Source organism: Desulfuromonas versatilis (assembly GCF_019704135.1).
Lineage (GTDB): Bacteria > Desulfobacterota > Desulfuromonadia > Desulfuromonadales > NIT-T3 > Desulfuromonas_A > Desulfuromonas_A versatilis.
On sequence record NZ_AP024355.1, the window covers coordinates 1,745,609 to 1,767,835 of the forward strand.

The following is a 22,227-nucleotide window of genomic DNA, read 5'->3' on the forward strand; positions in this document are numbered from 1 at the left end:
GAAAAAGGGGCCGAGGCGGCCCCTTTTTTTATTCAGCCTGGTTTGGAAAGGGTCTGGTCCGCCGGTTTGGCGCTAAGCGCGCCGCGCCCCTTGCGCATCAATTCCTTGAAAAAACTCTCGTCCTGGCAGTAATGCAGGGCCGCCTCGACGGTGATGAGGCCATCGTAGCAGAGTTCGGCCAGGCTCACGTCGAGGGAGCGGAAATCTTCCATCGACTGCTGCAACAGGGCGCGGATCTGATGCTCTTTGCCCTCGCGAATGATGTTTTTCACCCGGTAGCTGTTGGTGAGCTTCTCGTAGGCCAGCACCCGACCGCTGCCATCCTTGCGGGCCACCAGGCGCTGGTTGAAGATCAGTTGCATGTTGTCGGCCATCTGGACCCGGATCTGCCGCTGCTGCTCGGGGGGGAAGACGTCGATGATGCGGTTGACAGCCAGCACCGCGTTGTTGGCGTGCACGCAGCTGATCACCAGGTGCCCGGTATCGGCCGCCTGCAGGGCGATGGCGAAGCTTTCGGGGTCGCGCATCTCGCCGATGACGATCACGTCGGGGGCCTCGCGCAGCACATGGCGCAGCCCGACATGGAAGGATTCGGTGTCGAGGCCGACTTCGCGCTGGTTGACGTTGCTCGACTTGTGCCGGTGCAGGTACTCGATGGGATCTTCGATGGTGATGACGTTTTTGCGGCTTTTGGAATTGATGATGTCGACCATGGCCGCCATGGTGGTGGTCTTGCCGTGGCCGTTGGGGCCGGTGATGAGGATCAGCCCCTGGGTCTTCAGGGCATATTCCTCCAGCCACCCCGGCAGCCTGAGCTTTTTCAGGCTGGGGATCTCTTCGACAATGGGGCGCACGGCGATGGAAACCGAGCTGCGCTGGCGGTAGATGTTGACCCGGAACCGCCCAAGTTCGGGCAAGGTCAGGGCAAAATCGAGTTCCCTGTCCTGGGAGAAGCGTTTGAGCTGGTCTTCGGTGGTCAGTTTGCGGGCGTAGTCAATGACCTGCTGTGGTGTGAGGAAGGGCCCTGGCAGGCGGACCAGCTCGTTGTTTTTCTTGATGCTCGGCGGGGCGCCGGCCACCAGCAACAGGTCCGAGGCTTCCTCCTGCAGCATGCGGCTGAGCAATTCTTCCAACCGGGCCGTGCGCACCTCGCTGACTCTGGTCCTTCTGGCACAGGCCTTTAGCAGATCGGTGCCCAGGAGGGGCGCCTGGAGCTTGCCCTCCATCTTTTCCAGCAAAGTGAGTGCCGCGGAGATCTGAAACGACGGGGCCAGCAGGGGTTCCACGGAAATCCCCAGTATGAACTGCAGTTCGCGGGTCGCGGCGATGTCGTTGGGGTCGACCATGGCCACACGGAACCGGTGGGAGCTGACTCCCAGGGGCAGGGCCCCGTATTTCTTCATTTTCTCCAGGGGGATCAGGCGCAGGGTCTCGACCGGGATGTCGGTCGAGAACAGATTGACGGTGGGCCGGGAATACTGCCTGCCGAGCGATTCGAGCAGGAGGTCGACGGTAAGATAATCCATACCGACCAGGACCGAGCCGAGTTTCTCCCCCGACTGATCCTGGAGGCGCCGGGCCTCGTTCAATTGATGCTGGGTGATCAGCTGGCAGGAGACCAGCAGTTCCCCGAGCTTGGGGCCCCGCCGGGCAGGTGGTGAAGACGTCATGAGCTCCCCCAGAAGGTAGGACCCTGACAGCTTGCTTCCACTGGAGGCAAGAGCAGGCGGATGAGAAAACATCTCCTTAGTCTTTACCATGCCAGCTCGATGATTTCAATCCTCACGTCCCAGGCCGGGGCGGTATGGCACAAGAACGGTGGGACGATTTTTCCAGGGCGGGAAACCGCAAAACCAGGGCCCCCCAGAACAGCAAAAAGGTGGCATAGTTTTCACACAGCTCTTCCAGAAACCGGTTGAGGGTCCGGTCAGGGAATAAAAGCCTTTGGTCGAAGGGAACTGCCAGGACGTAAAAAACGGCGCCGGTGGCCAGCAGCAAAAAGGCTCTGCTCAAGAGGCGCGAACGCAGCGCCGGCCAAAGGCTCATGCGGCGGCGCAGGAACACCCCGAACCCCGCGGCCCAGCCTGCCGAAAGCAGCAGGTTGCGGCCCGAGCCGCTGCCGAGGGCGGCGATCAAGGGAGGGAGGTCCAATCGTTCGAAATCGACCTCCCGCAGGAACAGAGTGAAGAAAAACAGGGTCAGCATCCAGGGCAACCAGCTGGGAGAAACCCGGTTTTTATCCATAAGGGTGGCGCAGGCGCAGACCAGCCCGGCCAGCAGGCTGAGGGCCTGCAGGTTTTCCATGAGCCGGTTTTCTTCGGCTATGCCAGGATTGGGCAGCCAGAGCCAGGTCAGAGCCGCCCCGTAAAGCACCAGGGCGGGGATAAGAATGCGATTGAAGCGGCTTGACATATGCGGGGCGAGTCCTGGATCGGGATATGGGTTTTTAAGGGGCAGAATGGAGGGGAGGGAATGGAATCTGCCTGGGAAAATCCGCCGCACTTTAGCACGAAACCAGATCCCGATGAAAAGGGGAAATTTGGTGTCGGCAGGGATTCATTCCGCGCGGTAAATAAAAAACCGGGGCTGCCATTCGGCAGCCCCGGCGGGTGTAAAAAACAGGACTGGTCGGTCGGAATCAGCCGGCGAGCATGATGAAGCCGACCACGCCGACGATGGCCCCGTAGACCAGCATGGGGATCATGGTCCGCTTGAGGATGAAGCCTTCCTGGTTGCTGAGCCCCAGCACCGAGCAGACGGCAACGATGTTGTGGATGCAGACCATGTTGCCCATGCCGCCCCCGACGGACTGCATGCTGAGAATGGTCAGGGGGTTAAGCCCCAGGTTCTTGGCGATGGAGTACTGGATGCCGCCGAAAGTCAGGTTGGAGACAGTGTTGGACCCGGAGAAGAAGGCGCCCAGCGCTCCCAGGTAGGAGGCGAAGAACTTCCACTGGGTACCCATGGCCTCGGCCAGGGCCTTGCCGATGATGATGGTGTTGGCCTCGACCTGAGCGGTCCCGAGCATCAGCAGCTTGACGAACACCAGGGCGCCGAGCAGGGCCATGACCGGCTTTTTCATCTGGGTCAGCGATTCGCTGACGGTGCGGTTGACCGCGGCCTTCTGGGCGGAGAACAGGATAAAGGCCATGCTGGAGATGAGGATGAAGGGGAGCAGGGCCGGGATGTAGAGGGTCTGGTAGGCCCAGCCGGCGTCGGTGCCGAAAATGTGCTGCAGCGACAGCACCAGCGACCGGCTCAGGCTCAGGTCGCCGAAAGAGCCGAGGGAAACTTCCATAATCGGGGTCTTGCTGACCAGCAGGGGCTTGACGCCGAGCTGCTTGATGCGGGTCACCAGCAGGATCGCCACGGTGCCCCACAGCGGGAAGGAAGCCTTGACCAGGGCCGGAAGAGACACCTGGTTGGCCACGCGGACTTCACCTTCTTCGCGGGCCAGGCCGATCTTCTTCTGGGCGAAGAATGCGGAAAGCACCAGGCCGGTGGCGCCGGCGACCACCGAGGGGAACTCGTAGTCGAAGCGGGCGGCGATAACGTAGGGGACGGTGCAGCTGAGGATGCTCAGGTAGACGAAAACCAGGTTCTTCTTCACTTCCTTGAAGGAAAGGGCGAAGGTCAGGGCGATCACCGGGACCACCAGGGCGGCGCAGAAGTGCAGGATCGAGGCCTTCTGCCCGATCTCCAGCAGCTGCATCGGGCCGATGCCCTCCAGCTGGCCGAGGCCGAACCAGCCCGGGGTGCCGACAGCGCCGAAGTGCACCGGCACGCTGTTCATGATCAGGCAGAGAATCGCCACGCGCACGGCGGGAAAGCCGAGGCCCACCAGGATCGGAGCGGCGATGGCCGCCGGGGTGCCGAAGCCGCTGGCCCCCTCGATGAGGAAGGCGAAGGCCCAGCCGACGATCATGGCCTGGGCCACCTTGTTGGTGGTCACGCCGTTGAGCCAGGTGCGGATGGTGTCCATGGCCCCGGTGTATTCCATGGTCTTGAACAGGAAGATCGCGCCCCAGACGATGGAAATGGGGACCAGGGCGGTGAGCAGGCCTTCGACCACCGTGGCGTTGACCAGGTTGGCCTCGACGTCGAAGTAGGCCATCTTCAGCACGTAAAGGATCAGGGCGACCAGGGGCAGCGCCTTGAAGGACGGGACGCTGTTTTTCTTGGTCATCAGGTAGATGAGCAGAACGATCGGGAACAGGGAGAGAGCCGTTGCCATGGTGGCGTTTCCTTTCTTCAGCCGGATAGTTGGTTAAAGTTAAAAGGCATTTGCACCACGAAGGGCACGAAGAGCACGAAGAAAACCTTTTGTTTTTTTAAACTTCGTGTCCTTCGTGAACTTCGTGGTGAAAGGCAGTTTGAAATTATGGATTTTTTTTGATCCGCCGCCGGTACATTTCTACTACCGGGTGGCTGGCCTGCACCGCCGTCTCGGCGGTCAGGGTGGCGTCGGTGAGGTTCATGGCGCACCCCGGGCAGGCGGTGAACAGGTTCTTATAGCCCCGCTCCTCGACTTCCTTGGCCTTCAGCGCCGAAATTTCCTTGGTGTGCGCGTAGTTCTTCAGGCTGAAGGTGCCGCCGAAGCCGCAGCAGCCGTCGTTTTTCAGATCGGCGTACTCGGTGTCGAAGTGCTCCTTGATGAACTCCTTGAGCACGGAATCCTTGGCGTGGTTGTAGTGACAGGGGATGTGCAGGGTGGTGCGCCCCTCCAGGGGGATGTCCTTCGGGTAGTCGCCCTTGAGCACCTCGGCCATAAAGACGATGATGTCCATCATCTGCTTGCCCCGCTGGCGGCCGCTCTCGCGTTCGGCGGTGGCTCCCAGGCCGTACTCGCAGGTCGGGCAGCAGGTCAGGATGTACTCAGCGTCCTTGATCGAATCGAAGTAGTCGAAGTTGACGCCGATCTGCTTCTTGTAAAGCCCCATCTCCCCCATGGTCGCCGAGGGAATGCCGCAGCACTGGTTGACCTCGGGCACATAGACCGACACCCCGTAGTGCAGCAGGGTCTCGACGATCGCCTCGCCCCAGCCGGTGTAGATCAGGGTGACGGCGCAGCCGGGGTAGAAGATGACCCGCATCTTTTCATTTTGGGCCTGGTTGAAGCCGCCGTACTTCTTGGTGAAAGGCTCGGCCGGCATGTCGATGACATGGCGGTCGGCCATCGCGCCGATCAGCGGCCTGAACAGGCCCATCGGCTTGAAGACCCCATCGTCGACCTTGCTGGCGCCGGCGCGCAGGCCGATGTGGAACAGCGGCGACATGGCCGCCAGCAGCTTGGGCTGGCCCATGGCCACTTTCAGGGCCAGTTTCTGCCAGGCCGGCAGCTTCTTGACCTGGCGCAGGATGCCCCGGGCGCGCAGGAAGATCTCGTCGGTCTTCACCCCCGAGGGGCAGTTGTTCTTGCAGCGGCCGCACAGCACGCAGTAATCAAGGTATTTGTAGATCTCGTCGGCCTTTTTGATCTGCCCTTCGACCAGCGCGTCGAGCAGGTACATCTTGCCCCGGGCCACGGACGATTCCTGGCGGTCCTTCTTGTACAGGGGGCAAACCGACTGGCAGGTCCCGCAGCGGCTGCACTGGACCAGCAGTTCCTCGAGCTGTTTCAGCTCTCCTACGACTTTCTCCACCGCACTCATCGCTTACAGTCCCATCTTGGTCGGATTGAGCAGATTCTTGGCGTCGATCCCCTTCTTGATCTGCTTCATGTAGTTGATCGTCCCTTCGCCGACCTCGTCGACCATGTACTTGGCCTTGGCGATGCCGATGCCGTGCTCGCCGCTGCAGGTGCCGTCCAGGCGCAGGGCCGCGGCGAACAACTCGTCGACCGCCTTGTGCACGCGGGCCATCTCCTCGACGTCGCGCTTGTCACAGAGGAAGGTGGGGTGCAGGTTGCCGTCGCCGGCATGGCCGAAGGTGCCGATGGTGACGTTGTATTTCTGGCGGATCTCTTCGAGGGCCACCAGGATGTCGGGGATCTTGGTACGGGGCACGGTGGCGTCCTCGAGCACCAGGGTCGGGCGCAGCCGGGCCAGGGAGGAGAGGGACTTGCGGCGGCCCTCCCAGAGCTTTTCCTTTTCTTCTGAGGTGTTGGCCACCTTGACCGCGCCGTTGTTCTCGCGGCAGACCTTGAGCACGGTCTGGTAGTCATCCTCGACCTGGGCCGGGTGGCCGTCGACCTCGATCAGCAGCAGGGCGGCCGCATCGACGGGGAGGCCGGCGCCGGTGGCTTCCTCGACGGTCTTGATGGTGAAGTTGTCCATCAGCTCCAAGGTGCAGGGGAGAACGTGGTTGGTGATGATCCCCGAAACGGTGTTGCCGGCGTCCATGATGCTGTCGAAAGAAACCAGCATCGCTTTGGAGGCCTTGGGGGGCGGGACCAGCTTGAGGACGAACTCGGTCATTACCCCGAGGGTCCCTTCGGACTGGCACATCAGGCCGGTCAGGTTGTAGCCGGTGCAGAGCTTGACGGTCTTGCCGCCGCCCTTGACGATGTTGCCCTCCATGTCGCAGAAGGTGACGCCCATGACGTAGTCCTTGGTCACCCCGTATTTCAGGCCGCGCAGACCGCCGGCGTTCTCGGCCACGTTGCCGCCGAGGGTCGACATCTTCTGGCTGCCCGGATCGGGCGGATAGAACAGGCCCTTCTCCAGCACCGCCGCGGCGAAATCCGCGGTGATGACGCCGGCCTGAACCACGGCATACATGTCCTTGACGTTGATTTCGAGGATCTTGTTGAGTTTGGTCATCAGCAGCACGCAGCCACCGGTCACCGGGATGGTGCCGCCGGCCAGGTTGGTGCCCGAACCGCGGGTCACCAGGGGGATGCTGTTGTCGTTGCAGAGCTTGCAGATCTGCGCCACCTGCTCGGTGCTCTCGGGGCGCACCACCACCTCGGGCTGGGCCGGCTTCTCCACCGAAGAGTCGAAGCTGTACAGGGCAAGATCGGCCGGGGAGTCCCAGTAGTTCTGTTCTCCTACGATCCCTTTGAACTTTTCGAGTACGGACTTGGCTATCATCTGCTGTAAATCCTCCCTTTTTGGCTGGCCCGGTGCTGGCCCGGGCGGGCGTCGCTCATGGGCTGCGTGTTGTTTACGGCAGGAGCATAAAACAAGGGATTAGTCTTTAAAACAGGAGCCAGGGTAACCGGCACTATAATCTCGTGACAGGTTGCCAGGTGGAAGGAACCGGTTGGGGGCGTCGAAGGAGTGAAGGGCGAGGAAACAGGTATCGGGGGCAGGGGGAGGGGGGAAGGAAATGGGATCCGGATCTAGTTACTCCGGATCCCCGGAAATCCTATTGAAAATCCGCATAGGCAATAGAGGTCGGCGATTAGTCGGAGCCGAACTTCCAGGCATCTTCGCTGACGCCGGTGCTCAGGGCGGCAATGTCTTCGAATTCAACAGCCGGAACGATCTCGACCTGCTCTTCTTCTTTCACCCAGAACGCTTTTGCTGCTTCTCCCATGGCTTTTCTCCTTTACGGGAACGGTTTTCATACGACGGGAATCGGCCCGCCGCTTTCGTCAGGTAAAGAATACGGCATGGGTAAAAGGGAAATGAACCACGCTATGGGCGAGCGGCAGTATATGCTGCTAAGCGGTCGGTTTACGGGGAGAACGGGTCAGGGCATGCCGCCGCCGAGGCAGCGGCGGTAATCCTCGAGGATCTGACCGTGGTCGAAGCACAGGGGGGAGGGGAGCGCATCGAGGTCGAACGCTACCGCCCTGGCGGCATCGTCTCCGCCACGGAGTTCACCCCGGCCATCGGCGATGAACACCATCGAGATGTTGTGTTGCCGGGGGTCCCTGTCCGGGGCCGAGTAGGCCCGGAACTGGCGAAGGTTCACCATGACCAGGCCGGTCTCCTCCAGCGCCTCGCGGGCGGCGGCAGCCTCCAGGCTCTCGCCGTAGTCGACGAACCCGCCGGGCAAAGCCCATCCCCTGGGTTCGTTTTTCCGCTCGATCAGGACGATCTTGCCGCCCTGGCGGATGATGATGTCCACCGTGGGGAAGGGGTTGCGATATTTGAGGACCGTGGCTTGGCAGTTGGGGCAGATCAGCTTGTCGGCGGGCATGATGTCTCCTTTTCAAAACCCCTGCAGATCATAGCGTTTGATCTTGCGGTGCAGGGTGTTGCGGGCGATTCCTAGGGCTCTGGCGGTGCGGGTGATGTTCCAGCGGTTTTGCTCCAGGGCCTTGCGAATGGTCTCCTTTTCGGTTTCCTTGAGCTCCTGCCTGGGGGAAGGCGCCAGTCCCTTGCCGGCCATGACCGCGAGCAGCTTTTTTTCCAGCCCGCCCAGGGAGTGCAGCATCTGGGTCAATTCGCCCGCGGTCATTTTCTGCAGGGTTTCCTCCTTGCCGAAGTGCTCCCAAAACCGTTCGAGGGAGAATTCCCCCGCCGACACCGCTGCGGATTCACCCGGGCGAGGCTGGCCTTCGCCGGGGTCGGCATTGCGGGTTCCGAGTTTGCCGCCGAGATGCGCCGGGAGAATGGCCTCTCCGGGGCACAGGGCTACGGCGCGGCGCATGGTGTTGGCCAGCTCACGGATGTTGCCCGGCCAGTGGTGGGCCTCGAGCAGGCGCAGGGTGGCAGGCGCGATGCCGAGCTGGGGATTTTGCTGCTGGACGAAGAACTCGGCGAGCTGGGAGATGTCCTCACCGCGCTCGCTCAGGGAAGGGATTTCCAGCCGCACCACGTTGAGCCGGTAATAGAGGTCCTCGCGGAAATTTTTCTCGCGGATGGCCGTTTCCAGGTCGACGTTGGTCGCCGCGACCACCCGGACATCGGTGCGGATCGACTTTTCTCCGCCAACGCGCATGAATTCCCCGGTTTCCAGCACCCGCAGCAGCTTGACCTGGATCTGCGGGCTGGCGTCGCCGATCTCATCCAGGAAAAGGGTGCCGCGATTGGCCAGTTCGAAGATCCCCTTGCGGGTCTGGTTGGCCCCGGTGAAGGCCCCTTTTTCGTGGCCGAACAGCTCGCTTTCGAGCAGGTTTTCGGGAAGGGCGCCGCAGTTGACCGGGATAAAGGGCTGGCCCGCCCGGTGGGAAGCAGCGTGGACGAAGCGCGCCAGCACCTCTTTGCCGGTGCCGGTCTTGCCCTGGATCAGGATGTTGATGTTCTTGGTGGCGATCTTGAACGCCAGGGAAACCACCCGCCGCATGGCCGGGGACTGGCCAACCTGGAAACCGGTGGCCCGGGCGATGTCCTGCCATTCTTCCCGGGGCAGGGGCCCCTGGCCGGCCTGGGTCCCGTAACTGGCCGCCTTGGCCACCAACTGCTCGATCTCGTCGATGTTCTCGAAGGGCTTTTCCAGGTATTCGTAGGCTCCGAGCTGGATAGCCTGAACCGCCGTTTTTATGGTGCTGAAGCCGGTCATGATGATGACCTCGCAGGCGGCCTGGCGGGCCTTGATCTTCTGCAGCAGGGTCAGCCCGTCGGTATCGGGAAGCTTCAGGTCGACCAGGGCCACCTGGAAACTTTCCTGCTCCAGCGCCTGCAGCGCCTGGGGTTCGTTCACCGCGGTGGTCACCTGGTATCCCTTGCGGGTCAGCAGTCTGCGGAAAAATGTGCAGACATCCGCTTCGTCGTCGATGATCAGAATTCTCGTCTGTGACAATGTCTTACCGCCTTTTAAATAAAGTGATGAGTAATCAGTAATAAGTGATGTGTTTAAAGCCCTGTCTCCAATCCTCACCCCTAATCACGGATTACTACTCACTTATTACTCATTACGGGTTTTCAAGCGGCAGTACCAGCGAAAAGGTGCTCCCCTGCCCCAGCTTGCTCTCCACTTCGATCCTGCCGTTGTGCGATTCGGCGATGCCCAGGCAGACCGAAAGTCCGAGGCCGGTCCCCTTGGTTGCCTCCTTGCTGGTGTAGAAGGGCGTGAAGATTTTCGAGAGATTCTCCTGAGCGATGCCGCAGCCGTTGTCCCGGACGCTGAGTACCACCCATCGTTTGTTCTCCTGCACGCGTTGGGTGGTCGAAACCTCGATGACCTTGTCGTCGCGCTCCTGGCTGTTGAGAGCATCCCGGGCGTTGACCAAGAAGTTGGTCAGAACCTGTTGGATCTGTGGCCCGTTGGCGGCGAGTTTCGGCAGGTCGGGGTCGAGATGCTCGAGGATGCGGATCTGGCTGCGGTTGATCTGGTATTTGATCAGGCTCAGCACCCGCCGGGCTTCGGCGTTGAGGTCGGTATCGGTGACCGGGGCCTGGTCCTGGCGCGAGAAGGTCAGCAGGTTCTGGATGATCCTCTTGCAGCGCACCCCGCAGTTGAAGATATCCTCCAACTCCTCGATGTTACCGAGTCCCTTGCCGCCCTGGATCTCCCTGACCAACATCTGTGCGGTGCCGATGATGACCGTCATGGGGCTGTTCAGCTCATGGGCCACCCCTGCGGCCATCTCGCCGAGCGCCGCCAGCTTGGCAGAATGTACCAGTTGGGCCTCCAGCTTGGTTTTCTGGGTCACGTCTTTCATGAAAACAGTGATGGCCACCAGCTGGCTCTCTTCGTTGAGCACCGGGTAATAGGTCAGGTCGAACAGCAGGCCAGAATCGGTTTGCGTGCGCAGGCTGGCCGGCTGGAGGGTGCGCTTGACCTCCTCGACCGGGCAGTCGCGGCAGGGCCGTTTCAGGCCGTGCAACCGGTCATGGCACTTGTCCGTCAGCCCCCTTGACCAGATCTCCATCAGTTCCGGCGGGAGCCGGTCGTTATGGAGCAGCACATTGTAATCGGTATCGATCAGAATGATGGGATCGGTGACCGCCTTGAAGGTCTCTTCCCACTCCTTCTTGGCCCTGGAGACCTGTTTGTAGAGACGGGCGTTCTGGATGCTGATGGCCAGCTGGTCGGCCAGGTGCTGGACGAAGCTTAGTTCCGCCTCGCTGTAGGCCGGCTTCATCACGCTGCCCACCAGCAGGGCGCCGATCACGTCGCTGCGCTCGAACATGGGCGCGATGGCGATTTCCCGCAACTGCTCCGGGTAGGCGGGGTTATGGCGCAGGTGGCTGCGGTAGCTCGGCTGCGGGTCGAAAACCCCGGCTTTCTGCGCGCGGATGACCTGCCACGAGGGCGCATGGTGGGGGAATCTATCCACCTGGCAGAAGTCGCGGGGCATCATCGCCTTGAGCACCAGCTGCTCCCCGCGAATCGTCGCCAGGCCGAGAAAGTCGCAGGGCAGGGCCTGCGGCAGCTTGGTAAAGGCGCGTTCGAGGATGTCCTGGATGGACATGTCGATGTTGATGTCATGGGTGAGCTGGTGGAGTATCTCCAGCCGGCTGTTCTGCTTGAGGACCTCCTCGGTGCGTTTTTTCAGCTCCACGTAATAGTTGAGCTTGGAGGAGTCGACCCCGGTCAGCTGTTCAAGCAGTTTTTCCTTGTCGTTCACCACGGAAGGCTCCATGCCCGGGGCTCGGGCTAAAGGGCTTTGCGGAAAATCCCCTCGATATCCTCGATGCTGGCATTGCGCGGGTTGGTGATCAGGCAGGCGTCGTTTAGCGCGTTGCGGCTCAGCGTCGGGATGAACTGGTTCTCGAGCCCAAGCTCCGCCAGCCCCTTGTCCAGCCCGATGTCCGCGATGATCTCCCTGACCGCCTCGATGGCCAGCGCCGCCCCTTCCATCAGCGGCATCTGTTTGCCCACTTTGCCCATGGCTTCGGCAATCTCGCGGAACCGCTCCGGGCAGGCCGGCAGATTGAACTCCATGACGTGGGGCAGGATCGAAGCGTTGGCTTCGCCGTGGTGTTCGTCGAGCAGGCCGTCGACCTGGTGGGTCATGGCGTGGGTCGCCCCGAGGATGGCGTTGGAGAAGGCGATCCCCGCCGAGAGGCTGGCCATAGCCATGTTGGTGTTGGCCACCATGTCCCGACGGTTCTGCACCGCCTCGCGCAGGTTCCGGGAGATCAGCCGGATGGCATTCAGCGCATGGATGTCGGTCAGGGGGGTGGCTGCCAGCGAGACGTAGGATTCGATGCCGTGGGTCAGGGCGTCCATGCCCGTGGCCGCTGCCAGCTTGGCATCCTTGGTGATGAGCAGTTCCGGGTCGACGATGGCGATGTCGGGCACCAGGGACTTGGAGATGATCGACATCTTCAGCTTGCGCTGGGTATCGACGATGATGGCAAACTGGCTAACCTCCGAGCCGGCGCCAGCGGTGCTCGGCACCATGACCATGGGCGGCAGGGGGTGGGAAATCTTGTTGATCCCTTCGTAACCCTGCAGCCGGGAACCGTTGGTGGCCAGGATGGCGATGGCCTTGGCCACGTCGGTGGGGCTGCCGCCGCCGACCGCGACGATGGCGTCGCAGCCGGACTCCAGGTACTTCTGCACCCCCTGTTCCACCTCGAAATCCTTGGGGTTGGTGGTCAGGGAATAAAACACCTCGGTGCCCAGCCCGGCACCCTTCAGATAGTGGAGGGCTTTTTCCACCCAGCCGGCGTTGATCACCCCCTCGTCGCTGACCACGAAGACCTTGGATGCCCCCAGGCGCAGGGTGCTGTCCCCGATCTGGCTGAGTGAACCGAGTCCGAAGATGATTTCCGGCATGACGAATTTGCTGATGTTCAAGGCTCAATCTCTCCTTTGGCCGAGGCGGTACTGAACGAGATGTCCGAGGCTGCCGGGAATCCCTCCGGCGCTGGTAGACCTGGCGTTCTGCAAATCCCGTGCGACAGCTTCTTCGGGGGAAGACGGGTGTCGAGCGGCAAGAATGCAGGCGTTTACGAAAAAAGGCGTTTTATGGGGACAATGGCTAATGCGACAAAATTCATTCTTTGCCGATTTTTTCTCCCCGGTTTCCGGCTCGGGTGGGTACTGTTCCGTTTTTGAGCAGATCAGATCGTACCATGAGGGCACGAAATGACACAAGATGGGACAGTTTTCGGGTGGGGCCGGGGAGGGTCCGGCAGGCCGGGGAGGGGAGAGTCTGCTGCCGGATGGTGCAATCATGTTGCAGAGTGACTCAGTTTGGGGCGGCTTGTCTCTGGTTGGAGCAGGGGTGGACGGGGTGAATCGGGCGAGTTCTCGGGTTGCAACGTAAAAGTCCCGTTAAAACAAACTCTTCCCAGAGTTTTTATGGGCTGGCATCCTTGTTGCTGTATACCTCAACCGTCGTTTGATTCAATTTGGCAAATTAACCCTGGCAGTGAGAGTGGATGGGTAAGAGGTTTCGGTTTGTACACGGTTTACGCGTTGTAACCCTGGAGACTTTTCCTCGAATTCTCATCTAATCCGGCAACAACACATCAACGTAAAAAGGAGAGAGAACCATGGCATTGGCAGATCAGACTTTCGGCTTCTTCATCCCCACTGTTTCCCTCATGGGCGTCGGCTGCTCCAAGGAGACCGGCGACCAGGTCAAGGCGCTGGGCGGCACCAAGGCCCTGCTGGTCACCGACAAGGGGATCTCGGCCATGGGCATGGCCGACAAGATCAAGAAGCAGGTCGAGGCTTCGGGCGTCCAGGTTGTTATCTTCGACGGCGCCGAGCCCAACCCCACCGACAAGAACGTGCACGACGGCCTGAAAGTCTACCAGGACAACAAGTGCAACACCATCATCTCCCTGGGCGGCGGCAGCTCCCACGACTGCGCCAAGGGGATCGGCATGGTTGCCAGCAACGGCGGCAACATCCGTGACCTCGAGGGCGTGAACAAGACCACCAAGGCCATGCCTCCCTTCGTCGCCATCAACACCACCGCCGGCACCGCCAGCGAAATGACCCGCTTCTGCATCATCACCAACACCGACACCAAGGTCAAGATGGCCATCGTCGACTGGCGCTGCACCCCCAATATCGCCATCAACGACCCGGTGCTGATGGTCGGCAAGCCCGCTCCGCTGACCGCCGCCACCGGCATGGACGCTTTGACCCACGCCGTCGAGGCCTATGTCTCCACCATCGCCACCCCGATCACCGACGCCTGCGCCATCAAGGCCATCGAGCTGATCGCCGGGTACCTGCGTCCCGCGGTGGCCAACGGTGAGAACCTCGAAGCCCGCGACAAGATGGCTTACGCCGAGTACCTCGCCGGCATGGCCTTCAACAACGCCAGCCTCGGCTACGTCCACGCCATGGCTCACCAGCTGGGCGGCTTCTACAACCTGCCCCACGGCGTCTGCAACGCCATCCTGCTGCCGGCCGTTTGCGAGTTCAACATGATCTCCAACCCCAAGCGCTTCGCTGACATCGCCGTGGCCATGGGCGAGACCATTGACGGCCTCTCCGAAGTCGACGCCGCCGCCAAGGGGATTGCGGCCATCCGCAAGCTCTCCAGCGACATCGGCATCCCGGCCGGCCTGAAGCAGCTCAACGTTCAGGAAACCGACCTGCGCATCATGGCCGAAAACGCCATGAAGGACGCCTGCATGCTGACCAACCCCCGCAAGGCGACCCTCGACTGCGTAGTTGGCATCTACAAGGCTGCCATGTAAGCTTTAGTAATACCCCCCCCAGGGTCGTTGCGGCCGGGCGAATCACCATATCGCCCGGCCGCAGCGGCCCGGTTGCTTTCTCCGAGCCTTGGCGCCTAACGGGAACGGTCCTCATGGCGGCAGGCCAACGGGTTTCGCTGGAAACGGCGGGGCCTCCCTTTCGGAAAGGAGACCGACAGCATTGAGGATAATTTCGTAGAAAGGGAGAAAGAACAATGGACAAGATTTTCCGCGTCGACATGTCGAAGCTGACCACCAGCATTGAGGACGTCCCCGCCAAGTGGGCCGGCCTCGGCGGCCGCGCCCTGACCTCGACCATCGTCGCCGAAGAGGTGGTTCCCACCTGTCATCCCCTCGGTCCCAATAACAAGCTGGTTTTCGCCCCCGGCCTGCTCAGCGGTACCGCCGCGGCCAACTCCGGCCGCATGTCCTGCGGCGCCAAGAGCCCGCTGACCGGCACCATCAAGGAAAGCAACGCCGGCGGTACCAGCGCCCAGCAGTTCGCCCGCATGGGGATCAAGGCCCTGATCATCGAAGGGCTGCCCAAGGACGACAAGTGGTACGGCCTGCACCTGACCAAGGACGGCGCGACCATCGTCGCCGCCGACGACCTGGCGGGCAAGGGGAATTTCGCGGTCATCGAAGCTCTTGAAGCCAAGCTCGGCAAGAAGACTGGTGTCGTCACCATCGGCCCGGCCGGCGAGATGAAAATGGCCATGGCCAACATCTCGGTCAAGGACCCCGACAGCAAGATCCGCAGCCACGGCCGCGGCGGCCTCGGCGCGGTCATGGGCTCGAAGAAGATCAAGTACATCTCCATCGACTCCGAAGGCGCCCCGGGCGTAACGGTCGCCGATCCCGAGAAATTCAAGCAGGCGGCCCGCACCTTCGCCAAGGCCCTGCTCGACCACCCGGTTTCCGGCGAGGGTCTGCCCACCTACGGCACCAACGTGCTGGTCAACATCCTGCACGAGGCCGGCGGCCTGCCGACCCGCAACTTCACCCTGGGCCAGTTCGACGGCCACGACAAGATCTGCGGCGAGACGATGCACGACACCATCGTCAAGCGCGGCGGCAAGCCCAAGCACGGCTGCCACGCCGGCTGCATCATCCAGTGCTCCCAGGTCTACCTCAACGAGCAGGGCAAGTACGTCACCTCCGGTTTCGAATACGAGACCATCTGGGGTATGGGCGCCAACTGCTGCATCGACAATCTTGACGACATTGCCGAGGCCGACAACATCATGGACGACATCGGTGTCGACTCCATCGAGTCCGCGGTCATGTTCGGCGTCGCCATGGAAGCTGGGATTCTCCCCTTCGGCGACGGCAAGGGGGTCATTCGTCTGTTGGGCGAGATCGGCAAAGGCACTGCCCTGGGCCGGATCCTCGGCGGCGGCACCGGCCACGTCGGCAAGGCTTACGGCGTAACCCGCGTCCCGGTGGTCAAAAACCAGGGGATCCCCGCCTACGACCCGCGCAGCGTCAAGGGGATCGGCATCACCTACGCCACCAGCACCATGGGCGCCGACCACACCGCCGGCTACACCATCGCCACCAACATCCTCAACGTCGGCGGCTACGTCGATCCGCTGAAGAAGGACGGCCAGGTCGAGCTCTCGCGCAACCTGCAGATCGCCACCGCGGCGGTCGACTCCACCGGCATGTGCATCTTCGTTGCCTTCCCGGCGCTGGACATCCCCGAGTGTCTGCCGGCACTGATCGACATGATCAATGCCCGCTTCGGCATCAACCTGACCGGCGACGACGTCACCAACCTCGGCAAGAGCATCCTGAAGATCGAGCGCCAGTTCAACATCGAGGCCGGCTTCACCAACAAGGACGACCGTCTGCCCGAATTCTTCAACTTCGAGCCGGTGCCTCCGCACAACGTCGTCTGGGATTTCAGCGACGAAGAGATCGACGCCTTCTGGAACTTCTGATATCTTCTCGGGAGAGTTTCTTTTCCACTCTCTCTCCATGCCGGGTGGAGGTCCGTCCGGGGCCTCCACCCGGGTTTTTTCGGACATGGTCGAATTTGTCAACCCCTCTTTCACGCCTGGGGAGGGGACCGGGAAGGTGAAACAACCATGCAGATAACGGTTAAGCTGTTCGCCACCTTTCGCGTCGGGCGCTTCAAGATCGAGCAGCGTTCCTATCCCGCCCAGTCCACCGCACGGGCGGTGCTCGAAGATGTCGGAGTGACCGAGGAGGAGTTGGGTATCCTGATGGTCAACGGCCGGCACGGCAATCTCGACCAACCGCTGTGCGAAGGGGACACGGTGTCGCTGTTTCCCCTGGTCGGGGGAGGGTGAGATGAAGGAACTTCTCTCCTTTCTGCAAACGCGCTGTCAGGGGGACCTGCTCCCCTGGCAGGCCCAGGCCGAGGCCGCCCGGGTCTTCGGGGTCAGCCCCGCCCGCATCGAGGCCATCGCTCTTGAAAACTCCCTTCTCCCCGCCCGCTACCAACGCAATCGCACCATCATTTCCTGCCAGGATCAGCTGCGTCTGTTCAGCAGCCGCGTCGCGGTGATCGGCTGCGGCGGCCTGGGCGGTTATGTCCTCGAGGAACTGGCCCGCCTCGGGGTCGGTGAGCTCGTCGCCGTCGACCCCGATGTTTTCGAGGAGCACAACCTCAACCGCCAGCTGCTTTCCTCACCGGCCTCGCTGGGGATGAAGAAGACCGCCGCCGCCCTGGAGCGGGTGTCTCTGATCAACCCGGCGGTGACCCTGGTCAGCGCCGGAGTCGCCTTCGGCCGGGAAAACGGTTCCGAGTTGCTGCGCGACTGCACCCTGGCGGTGGATTGTCTCGACAGTATCGAGGCGCGCATGGAACTGGGGATGGTCTGCAACGATCTGGGCATCCCCCTGGTCCATGGGGCCATTGCCGGTTGGTTCGGTCACGTGGCCACCCAGTTTCCAGGCGAAAAAACCCTCGAGTGCATCTATTGCCGCCATTCTGGCGGCAAAGGGGTGGAAAAGCAACTCGGCAACCCCTCGTTCACCCCGGCGGTGGTGGCCAGCCTTGAGGTGGCCGAGGTCTGCAAAGTGCTCCTGGGCAAGGGGAGCGCCTTGCGCGGGCGGATCCTCTCCGTCGACCTGCTGGAGATGGATTTCGTCGAAACCACCCTGTGAGCCTCCCGGTTCCCCCCCCCCCCCTCTTCGGGCAGCAAAAGACCAGGGGCCCCGTAGCGACGGAGCCCCTGATTGCTCATCCCTCGCCGGTGGTAGGTACCCACACCGTACCCCGGGCGGCCTCTCGACAAGCTCTCTCCATGATAGCAGCCAGCTCAATTCCGCAGATCAAAAGTGAAATAGTTTGACTCGGCAAAATCGTAAAGGGTCACCATCCCTTCATCGACGATCCCGGTAAAATGCGAGGCCGTGGCGTGGTCGAAGCCTTCGAACAGCCTGCCGTAGAGGGACAGGCAGATATGCCTGTCTCCGCGTTGGTCGGTAATGCACAGGTTGGCTGCCTCGGGGTCGCGCTGCACCTCGCACCCCTTGCGGGCGGGGTGATTTTTCGTGAGTCGCCCGGCCAATTCGTCGGGCCCCAACGTGCGGTACTGATCCCGGTCGTAAAGGGATTCGATATCCTGTTCCGAAATGAATTTCCCTGCCGTGAACGCCAAATAAGCTCGTGTCTCTCCAGTCATGATACACCTCGCTCTGGTTAGAATGGAACTGCTCCAGGTTCGCCGCGGCGCGTCCCCAGGGGATCCCCGATCCCTGTGCACAGAAACGAGAAGCTGAAATTAATGGGTTGTATGTAATACTTTATAGGGTAATAATTGAGAAGTAGCAAAAATTTTCTTGGAATAAAACCAGTGAATCGGACCTCGACGAGGAGCAGGGGAGGGGGAGGGATTCATGGACCAGAGGCCATCTGCGGACCCGCCCTGTTGCCCGCACTGTCACTTCACAAACCTGTACAGGCTAGGTGACGGTCGGAGAAAGTGCGGCAACTGCGGAAGAAAATTTACCCTCACCAGGCTGCGCAGCCGCCTGCCCGATCGAACCTTGCGCCTGGTGGCGATCTGCTTCTGGCATATGATCCCGGCGTCGCGGGTTGCCGACGACCTGGCCCTGAATCCGAAGACCGTCCAGCGCCATTACCGCCTGTTGCGCCAGGCTATTTGTACCGAAGATAAAAACGAGCAGGGGATAAACCGCAAAACCGGACCCTGGGAGCGGCCTGGCCAGGAGGTGTTGAGGGAGGTCCTCCCCTGCGGAAAAGCCGGGGGGGGGAGTGCCGCCGGGCCCGTGTTCGCGCTGAAATTCCAGGGCAGCCGGGCCCGCATTCATTTTTCGCCGGCCCACCTGCGCCGGCCGCTGCCGAAGCCCTGGAAGGCCCTTGAGGGGGAAGCCGATGCCCTGTTCTACGCCGGGAGCATAAGGGCTCTGGAGAGGGTGGAACTGGAGGATTTCTTTTTTGCCACGCCCAAGCCAAGCACCGGCCGGTCCGTGTCACCGGGACCTGCCAGGGAAGTCCTGGTTTTCTGGGATTTTGCCCGGCGGCTGCAGAAGCATCACCGGGGCAGGGCCGCGCTGCAGTTGGAGAGCTTTTTCGGCGAGGTGGTGTTTCGATTCAACAACCGGGACAACCCCGAGATCCTGCAACTGCTTTGCATGCTACTGAAAAACGGGGGGTTGGCGGGCTGAGAAGGCCGGGTTGCTGCCGCCGCCCATTGAGGAGGACGGGGCCAGGGGCCCCGTTCCTTCCTTGGGCTGAGCGAGCGGATTTACTCGAAGCTGAAGGTTCCGAACTGGCGGGTCTGGGTGGGGGGCAGTTGCAGGCACTTGCGCAGCAGTGCGGTGATGCTGATCCCTTCTTCCTCGGCACGCTCGACAAGGTCCTGCATCTCCCGGTGATTGACCCGGCAGGAGATGACGAATTTTTTCGGGTTGGTGCTGGTTCTGCCCATGGCTGACTCCTTTCCTGAAGTTGGGAGGTTGGTGGTTAAAACGTAGACATGTCTACACATTGCAAGGTTGTTGCCATTCCGTGCCACAGGGAAAATTTATTTCCCGGTCCAGGAAAACAGCCACTTTGTGATGCCAAGATAGCAGATTTAATGGATTTTACCGTTTTGTGCGGTGATCCATGGCGGGGCGGATTGTGCCGTTATGGCACGGGGCGTGGAGCAGGTTTGTTGCGAATCTGGCACAGTCGGGTGGGCGGGAAAAGGCAGCGAAAAAACGCCCCCTGCCGCTCAGGGCGGTAGGGGGCGTTTTGCTCAGGAGGGTTCGGCCGGATGCGGATCAGTTGCCGCCGGAAATATAGCTGTGGATGGCGGCTGCAGCCCGTTTGCCATCGCCCATGGCGAGGATGACGGTGGCGCCGCCGCGGATGATGTCGCCGCCGGCGAAGACCCCGGGCAGGCTGGTGAGGCCGTTCTCGTCGGCCTCAATGTTCCCCCAGCGGTTGAGCTTGAGGTCCGGGGCGGTGGCGGTCAGCAGAGGGTTGGCGCGGGTGCCCAGGGCGTTGATCACCACATCGACCTCGAGATCGAAGTCTTCACCTTCCACGGGAACCGGCCGGCGGCGCCCCGAAGCATCGGGTTCGCCGAGGGCCATTTTCTGGCAGCGCAGGGCGGTCGCCCAACCCTTGTCGTCACCAAGGATCTCCAGCGGGGAGGTGAGCATGACGAACTCGACCCCTTCCTCTTTGGCGTGGTGGATCTCCTCGACCCGCGCCGGCATCTCCGATTCGCCGCGGCGGTAGACGATCATCGAGCGTTCGGCGCCGAGGCGGCGGGCGGTGCGCACGCAGTCCATGGCGGTGTTGCCCGCGCCGATGACCGCCACCTTGCGGCCGCGCAGGATCGGGGTGGCACAACTGTCGGTCTGCCCGGCGCCCATCAGGTTGATGCGGGTCAGGTACTCGTTGGCGGCGTAGACGCCCTTGAGGTTCTCGCCGGGGATGCCGAGCATGGTCGGCAGGCCCGCGCCGTTGCCGATGAACACCGCGTCGAACTGCTCCTGGAGCTGGGCGATGGTCAGGGTCTTGCCGATGATGACGTTGCACTCGATGGTCACGCCCATCTCCACCAGCCGCGCCACCTCGACGTCGATGATGGTCTTGGGCAGGCGGAACTCGGGGATGCCGTAGCGCAGCACCCCGCCGGTATCGTGCAGCGCCTCGAAGATGGTCACCGCGTGCCCCTTGCGGGCCAGCTCCCCGGCGGCGGTCAGGCCGGCAGGGCCGCAGCCGACCACCGCCACCGACTTGCCGGTGGCAGCGGGCAGGGCAGGGGCGGCGAGGCGCTCGGGATGGGCCATCGCCCAGTCGGCGACGAAACGCTCCAGGTAGCCGATGGCCACCGGCTGCCCCTTGGCGCCGCGCACGCACTGGGCCTCGCACTGGGTTTCCTGGGGGCAGACCCTGCCGCAGACCGCCGGCAGGGCGTTGTCCCCCTGCAGGATGCGGGCAGCCTCGGGCAGATCGCCCCCGGCCAGGGCCCCGACGAACTCGGGGATGGAGACCCCCACCGGGCAGCCCGCCACGCAGGGGCGGGGTTTGCACAGCAGGCAGCGCTGCGCTTCGCGAACGGCCATCGCCTCGCCGAGGCCGAGGTTGACTTCGAGAAAATTGCGGCTGCGCTCGACGGCATCCTGTTCGGGCATCTTCACCCGGTCGATGGCCAGCCGTTCCTTGGCACTGAGATTGTTACTCATGGTTTTTTCCTTTTATTATTGAATGCTTTTCAAAATCTGGAAATAACCACGAAGGACACGAAGGTCACGAAGGAAAAAGCCAATTTTGGGTATTTCTTCGTGATATTTGTGCTCTTCGTGGTGAAAGTTAACGCTTTTGCCGATTTCAAACCGCCAGCCGGCACTGCTCCTCGTGGTCGCGGTACATGGTCAGCCGGTCGGTGAGGCTGGCGAAGTCGACGGCGTGGCCGTCGAACTCGGGGCCGTCGACGCAGGCGAAGCGCGCTTCGCCGTCCACCACCACCCGACAGCCGCCGCACATGCCGGTGCCGTCGATCATGATGGGGTTGAGGCTGACGATGGTCTTCACCCCGTAGGGGCGGGTCATCTCGGCCACCGCCCGCATCATCGGCACCGGGCCGACGGCGAAGACCGCCTGGGGGGCGCGCTCCGGGTCGTCGAGCATCTCCTTCAACTCGGCGGTGACAAAGCCCTTGCGCCCCAGCGAGCCGTCCTCGGTGGTGACCCGCACTTCTTTGGAGAAAGCCGCCAACTCGTCAGCGAGGATGATGTAGGGCTCGGCGCGGCCGCCGATGATGGTGGTCACCTCGTTTCCCTCCTCGGCCAGGGCCCGCGCCATGGGGAAGAGCACCGCGGTGCCGACGCCGCCGCCGATGCAGGCGACCCGCCCCCAGCGCTCGATCTCCGTGGCCATCCCCAGCGGGCCGGCCACGTCACGCAGAAAGCCCCCGGGCGGGACGGCGACGATCTTCTTGGTCGAGGCGCCGATGGCCTGGATGAACAGGGTGATGGTCCCCGCGGCCGGGTCGGCGTCGCCGATGGTCAGCGGGATGCGCTCGTCGCCCGCCTCGCAGCGCACGATGACGAACTGGCCGGCCTTGCGGGCCGGGGCGATGCGCGGGGCACGTACCACCATGCGGTGGAGGTTGGGGGCCAGGGTGTCGTTGCTCAGGACTTCGTACATGTTTTTCACCGTTGGGTTGAATGGTTGAAAAAAAGGCCAATCTCAGGGGCGGCCGCCCCTTTTGGTGCCCTGATTTGATGCCGGGTGCAGGCAGAAAAACGATATTTACCACGAAGAACACGAAGCGCACGAAGAAAG

General features: G+C 62.1%; 20 protein-coding genes and 1 riboswitch. Of the genes, 6 read left to right on the forward strand and 14 right to left on the reverse strand.

What is annotated here, in order from left to right:
* Nucleotides 1-32: 32 nt before the first annotated feature.
* A complete protein-coding gene (locus tag DESUT3_RS07715; RefSeq protein WP_221251895.1) occupies nucleotides 33-1,670 on the reverse strand; it encodes a PilT/PilU family type 4a pilus ATPase in 1,638 nt (545 codons plus the stop codon).
* A gap of 112 nt (nucleotides 1,671-1,782) precedes the next feature.
* On the reverse strand, nucleotides 1,783-2,412 hold the full coding sequence (locus DESUT3_RS07720; RefSeq protein ID WP_221251896.1) for a hypothetical protein: 630 nt from the start codon (nucleotides 2,410-2,412) through the stop codon (nucleotides 1,783-1,785).
* 60 nt (nucleotides 2,413-2,472) lie between these two features.
* Between DESUT3_RS07720 and DESUT3_RS07725 the strand changes: the two genes are divergently transcribed.
* Nucleotides 2,473-2,655, forward strand: a complete 183-nt coding sequence (locus tag DESUT3_RS07725) for a hypothetical protein (RefSeq protein WP_221251898.1) — start codon at nucleotides 2,473-2,475, stop codon at nucleotides 2,653-2,655.
* On the opposite strand, the gene DESUT3_RS07730 is transcribed toward DESUT3_RS07725, so the two are convergent.
* The 8 genes from DESUT3_RS07730 to DESUT3_RS07760 form a co-directional block, all read right to left on the reverse strand.
* On the reverse strand, nucleotides 2,639-4,234 hold the full coding sequence (locus tag DESUT3_RS07730; protein ID WP_221251899.1) for an L-lactate permease: 1,596 nt from the start codon (nucleotides 4,232-4,234) through the stop codon (nucleotides 2,639-2,641). The genes DESUT3_RS07725 and DESUT3_RS07730 overlap by 17 nt on opposite strands.
* A 145-nt stretch (nucleotides 4,235-4,379) precedes the next feature.
* Nucleotides 4,380-5,642: a (Fe-S)-binding protein gene (locus DESUT3_RS07735; protein ID WP_221251900.1), complete on the reverse strand. Its 1,263-nt coding sequence runs from the start codon at nucleotides 5,640-5,642 to the stop codon at nucleotides 4,380-4,382.
* A 12-nt stretch (nucleotides 5,643-5,654) separates the two neighbouring features.
* Complete coding sequence (locus DESUT3_RS07740; RefSeq protein ID WP_221251902.1) at nucleotides 5,655-7,031, reverse strand: FAD-binding oxidoreductase; 1,377 nt, start codon at nucleotides 7,029-7,031, stop codon at nucleotides 5,655-5,657.
* 313 nt (nucleotides 7,032-7,344) lie between these two features.
* Nucleotides 7,345-7,479 (reverse strand): hypothetical protein, encoded by a 135-nt coding sequence (locus DESUT3_RS21120; protein WP_264082192.1) that lies wholly within the window; start codon nucleotides 7,477-7,479, stop codon nucleotides 7,345-7,347.
* 156 nt (nucleotides 7,480-7,635) lie between these two features.
* Nucleotides 7,636-8,088 carry an NUDIX domain-containing protein gene (locus tag DESUT3_RS07745; protein WP_221251903.1) on the reverse strand — a complete coding sequence of 151 codons (453 nt, stop codon included), beginning with the start codon at nucleotides 8,086-8,088 and terminating at the stop codon, nucleotides 7,636-7,638.
* Nucleotides 8,089-8,100: 12 nt separating this feature from the next.
* Complete coding sequence (locus DESUT3_RS07750; RefSeq protein ID WP_221251904.1) at nucleotides 8,101-9,633, reverse strand: sigma-54-dependent transcriptional regulator; 1,533 nt, start codon at nucleotides 9,631-9,633, stop codon at nucleotides 8,101-8,103.
* 112 nt (nucleotides 9,634-9,745) lie between these two features.
* Nucleotides 9,746-11,404 (reverse strand): GAF domain-containing sensor histidine kinase, encoded by a 1,659-nt coding sequence (locus tag DESUT3_RS07755; protein WP_221252502.1) that lies wholly within the window; start codon nucleotides 11,402-11,404, stop codon nucleotides 9,746-9,748.
* A 29-nt stretch (nucleotides 11,405-11,433) separates the two neighbouring features.
* Nucleotides 11,434-12,582 carry an iron-containing alcohol dehydrogenase gene (locus DESUT3_RS07760; RefSeq protein ID WP_221251905.1) on the reverse strand — a complete coding sequence of 383 codons (1,149 nt, stop codon included), beginning with the start codon at nucleotides 12,580-12,582 and terminating at the stop codon, nucleotides 11,434-11,436.
* A gap of 701 nt (nucleotides 12,583-13,283) precedes the next feature.
* On the opposite strand from DESUT3_RS07760, the gene DESUT3_RS07765 reads away from it, so the two are divergent.
* The 4 genes from DESUT3_RS07765 to DESUT3_RS07780 all read left to right on the forward strand — a co-directional run bounded on the left by DESUT3_RS07765 (nucleotide 13,284) and on the right by DESUT3_RS07780 (nucleotide 17,582).
* Nucleotides 13,284-14,447, forward strand: coding sequence for an iron-containing alcohol dehydrogenase (locus tag DESUT3_RS07765; protein WP_221251906.1), 1,164 nt, complete (start codon nucleotides 13,284-13,286; stop codon nucleotides 14,445-14,447).
* 67 nt (nucleotides 14,448-14,514) lie between these two features.
* Nucleotides 14,515-14,634, forward strand: a riboswitch (molybdenum cofactor riboswitch).
* A 28-nt stretch (nucleotides 14,635-14,662) separates the two neighbouring features.
* The gene (locus DESUT3_RS07770) at nucleotides 14,663-16,390 is read left to right on the forward strand and encodes an aldehyde ferredoxin oxidoreductase family protein (protein ID WP_221251907.1); all 1,728 of its coding nucleotides are present in this window, start codon (nucleotides 14,663-14,665) and stop codon (nucleotides 16,388-16,390) included.
* Between the two features lie 147 nt (nucleotides 16,391-16,537).
* Nucleotides 16,538-16,762 carry a MoaD/ThiS family protein gene (locus DESUT3_RS07775; protein ID WP_221251908.1) on the forward strand — a complete coding sequence of 75 codons (225 nt, stop codon included), beginning with the start codon at nucleotides 16,538-16,540 and terminating at the stop codon, nucleotides 16,760-16,762.
* 1 nt (nucleotide 16,763) lies between these two features.
* On the forward strand, nucleotides 16,764-17,582 hold the full coding sequence (locus tag DESUT3_RS07780; RefSeq protein ID WP_221251909.1) for a HesA/MoeB/ThiF family protein: 819 nt from the start codon (nucleotides 16,764-16,766) through the stop codon (nucleotides 17,580-17,582).
* 155 nt (nucleotides 17,583-17,737) lie between these two features.
* On the opposite strand, the gene DESUT3_RS07785 is transcribed toward DESUT3_RS07780, so the two are convergent.
* Nucleotides 17,738-18,079, reverse strand: coding sequence for a hypothetical protein (locus tag DESUT3_RS07785; RefSeq protein WP_221251911.1), 342 nt, complete (start codon nucleotides 18,077-18,079; stop codon nucleotides 17,738-17,740).
* Nucleotides 18,080-18,317: 238 nt separating this feature from the next.
* Between DESUT3_RS07785 and DESUT3_RS07790 the strand changes: the two genes are divergently transcribed.
* On the forward strand, nucleotides 18,318-19,109 hold the full coding sequence (locus DESUT3_RS07790; protein WP_221251912.1) for a hypothetical protein: 792 nt from the start codon (nucleotides 18,318-18,320) through the stop codon (nucleotides 19,107-19,109).
* Nucleotides 19,110-19,189: 80 nt separating this feature from the next.
* Here the strand turns inward: DESUT3_RS07790 and DESUT3_RS07795 are convergent, their stop codons facing one another.
* From DESUT3_RS07795 to DESUT3_RS07805, 3 genes are all read right to left on the reverse strand, one after another.
* On the reverse strand, nucleotides 19,190-19,372 hold the full coding sequence (locus DESUT3_RS07795) for a plasmid mobilization protein (protein ID WP_221251913.1): 183 nt from the start codon (nucleotides 19,370-19,372) through the stop codon (nucleotides 19,190-19,192).
* A 337-nt stretch (nucleotides 19,373-19,709) separates the two neighbouring features.
* Nucleotides 19,710-21,125 carry an NADPH-dependent glutamate synthase gene (gene gltA, locus DESUT3_RS07800; RefSeq protein ID WP_221251914.1) on the reverse strand — a complete coding sequence of 472 codons (1,416 nt, stop codon included), beginning with the start codon at nucleotides 21,123-21,125 and terminating at the stop codon, nucleotides 19,710-19,712.
* Nucleotides 21,126-21,270: 145 nt separating this feature from the next.
* Nucleotides 21,271-22,089 (reverse strand): sulfide/dihydroorotate dehydrogenase-like FAD/NAD-binding protein, encoded by an 819-nt coding sequence (locus tag DESUT3_RS07805; RefSeq protein WP_221251915.1) that lies wholly within the window; start codon nucleotides 22,087-22,089, stop codon nucleotides 21,271-21,273.
* Between the last annotated feature and the right edge of the window lie 138 nt (nucleotides 22,090-22,227).

Coding starts and splice junctions, on each gene's coding strand:
- DESUT3_RS07715 (WP_221251895.1), bottom strand. CDS start 1,670: ATGACGTCTTCACCACCTGCCCGGCGGGGCCCCAAGCTCGGGGAACTG.
- DESUT3_RS07720 (WP_221251896.1), bottom strand. CDS start 2,412: ATGTCAAGCCGCTTCAATCGCATTCTTATCCCCGCCCTGGTGCTTTAC.
- DESUT3_RS07725 (WP_221251898.1), top strand. CDS start 2,473: ATGGAATCTGCCTGGGAAAATCCGCCGCACTTTAGCACGAAACCAGAT.
- DESUT3_RS07730 (WP_221251899.1), bottom strand. CDS start 4,234: ATGGCAACGGCTCTCTCCCTGTTCCCGATCGTTCTGCTCATCTACCTG.
- DESUT3_RS07740 (WP_221251902.1), bottom strand. CDS start 7,031: ATGATAGCCAAGTCCGTACTCGAAAAGTTCAAAGGGATCGTAGGAGAA.
- DESUT3_RS21120 (WP_264082192.1), bottom strand. CDS start 7,479: ATGGGAGAAGCAGCAAAAGCGTTCTGGGTGAAAGAAGAAGAGCAGGTC.
- DESUT3_RS07745 (WP_221251903.1), bottom strand. CDS start 8,088: ATGCCCGCCGACAAGCTGATCTGCCCCAACTGCCAAGCCACGGTCCTC.
- DESUT3_RS07765 (WP_221251906.1), top strand. CDS start 13,284: ATGGCATTGGCAGATCAGACTTTCGGCTTCTTCATCCCCACTGTTTCC.
- DESUT3_RS07770 (WP_221251907.1), top strand. CDS start 14,663: ATGGACAAGATTTTCCGCGTCGACATGTCGAAGCTGACCACCAGCATT.
- DESUT3_RS07775 (WP_221251908.1), top strand. CDS start 16,538: ATGCAGATAACGGTTAAGCTGTTCGCCACCTTTCGCGTCGGGCGCTTC.
- DESUT3_RS07780 (WP_221251909.1), top strand. CDS start 16,764: ATGAAGGAACTTCTCTCCTTTCTGCAAACGCGCTGTCAGGGGGACCTG.
- DESUT3_RS07790 (WP_221251912.1), top strand. CDS start 18,318: ATGGACCAGAGGCCATCTGCGGACCCGCCCTGTTGCCCGCACTGTCAC.
- DESUT3_RS07795 (WP_221251913.1), bottom strand. CDS start 19,372: ATGGGCAGAACCAGCACCAACCCGAAAAAATTCGTCATCTCCTGCCGG.
- gltA (WP_221251914.1), bottom strand. CDS start 21,125: ATGAGTAACAATCTCAGTGCCAAGGAACGGCTGGCCATCGACCGGGTG.
- DESUT3_RS07805 (WP_221251915.1), bottom strand. CDS start 22,089: ATGTACGAAGTCCTGAGCAACGACACCCTGGCCCCCAACCTCCACCGC.